General features: G+C 54.0%; 1 protein-coding gene. It reads left to right on the top strand.

The window, feature by feature from the left end:
- Window positions 1-577: 577 nt before the first annotated feature.
- Entirely contained in the window at window positions 578-1,072 is a 495-nt protein-coding gene (locus tag H1B37_RS32740; RefSeq protein ID WP_182871472.1) for a hypothetical protein, read from the top strand.
- Window positions 1,073-1,644 lie beyond the last annotated feature (572 nt).

Genomic DNA, 1,644 nt, shown 5'->3' with positions numbered 1-1,644 from the left:
ATCCGACTGACCTATGAACGCCTCCGCAGTTCGCGAACTTTCATCGATGTTTGCTCCTCCGCGGATGAACCTACGATCCGCCGCTCGCCTGGATTCGCCATATAGTGACGACAGGTTCACTGATCGTGACATCAATCATCGTAGTGTCGACGACGTCACCCGAGCCGACCTCGACTTCTACGCGTGGTGCTTCTCCTACATGGATTTTCCGAGCCTGCTGTTCTACTTCTACCCCGTCGCATCGCACTACGAATCCGACAACTCGCTAGAATGCATTGATCCGTTTCTATATTCGCTTGACCCGCACATTCCAAGCTCTTCATCATCGCTAAGCCCAATTGCTCAATCCGCGATATGCTCTGGGTTGCGGTGGATTCGACACTCGTGTCAATCACACCCTGCTGATTTCGCAGCTTGCCCTAACCTGCTTTCCGCTATTGGGGTTGACGATACGACGAGCGGGGAACCATGAAATGCACGGGAGAACGGGTGGTTCGTTTTCTCATCTGCTTGCACGTCTTTCGCCCGTTCCCCGTGATTTCTGCCGTTCGCCGACAGAATTGCATCGCAGACTCAAATGGAAACCTTTGACCAAATCTGGGAGTCTTCACGGACCAACTCGCTGTCATGGATGTATCCTGCTGCGGTTTGGTGCGGTGCCGGAATCCTGATCGCACTCAGCGTCACCAAGAACCGCTGGTTGCGTCGCATTGGCAAACTTGCTGCGATCTTTGGCTTTGCGATGCTTGCAACCGAGTTTTCCGCACAAGAAATCCACGAAAAATGGCGGCTACGACGTGAATGGGCTGATCTACATCCTGCCCAGATGACAGAAGACGGCTTGCAAGCACTGACTGTCGATGGCGCTAACTTGACCCTCGGACCGTTGATCTATGGCTTCCAAGCGTTTCTGGTTTTCGCGGGCATTGCGGTCGTCTTGTCGGTACTGCGTGTCCTGCTCAGATCCCGAAGCGGGGACACAATGACCGACCCCAACGATCAACCTACCCTTATCGAAATCGAAACTGAATTTTCCGATAATCCGTATCATCCACCGAATGTCGTAACCTGACACAGGAACGGCGAACCAAACGATGCAACCGAGCGGCGAAGTTGGGCGATTTGAGGTGGTTGATCTTCCGTCGCCGCCGGCTGATCGTAGACGTTCTGTGGCTCAACCACCGTTCGCGAAGCTGGCACTGCCTTCGTCAATCGCCTATGCACTCGATATACGCATCAACGACATCTCGAATATGGGGCACACGCAATGCCTGGAGTGCCGCCCAAACTGGAGGCCCCGACCAACCAAACTGCGATTGCCTCGTCGAACTGGAAATACAAGGTGACGATCGCAACGGATACAACCTCGTCATGAGTCCGCACGGGTACTTTACCGCGGATTCGTGGCACCCGACGAAACAGGATGCGATTGATGCCGCATCAGAGATTTTCGGCGTGGCACATACCGTTTGGTCAGATACGCGAACCAGTACCAGTGGTTCATGATTCGCCTAACATCAATTCCACATGGAGACTCGCTCGACAATCGATAACGCACACGGCACAGTGAACGGTGCGGCGGTCGTACTCGCAAACGCTACGTTTCGCCACGCTTGCTCGGACTAAACCAAAAAAACGCCACAG

It is taken from the genome of Stieleria mannarensis (assembly GCF_014154935.1).
GTDB classification, from domain to species: domain Bacteria; phylum Planctomycetota; class Planctomycetia; order Pirellulales; family Pirellulaceae; genus Stieleria; species Stieleria mannarensis.
This window is presented reverse-complemented; position numbering and strand designations above follow the sequence as displayed.

Coding starts and splice junctions, on each gene's coding strand:
- H1B37_RS32740 (WP_182871472.1), top strand. CDS start 578: ATGGAAACCTTTGACCAAATCTGGGAGTCTTCACGGACCAACTCGCTG.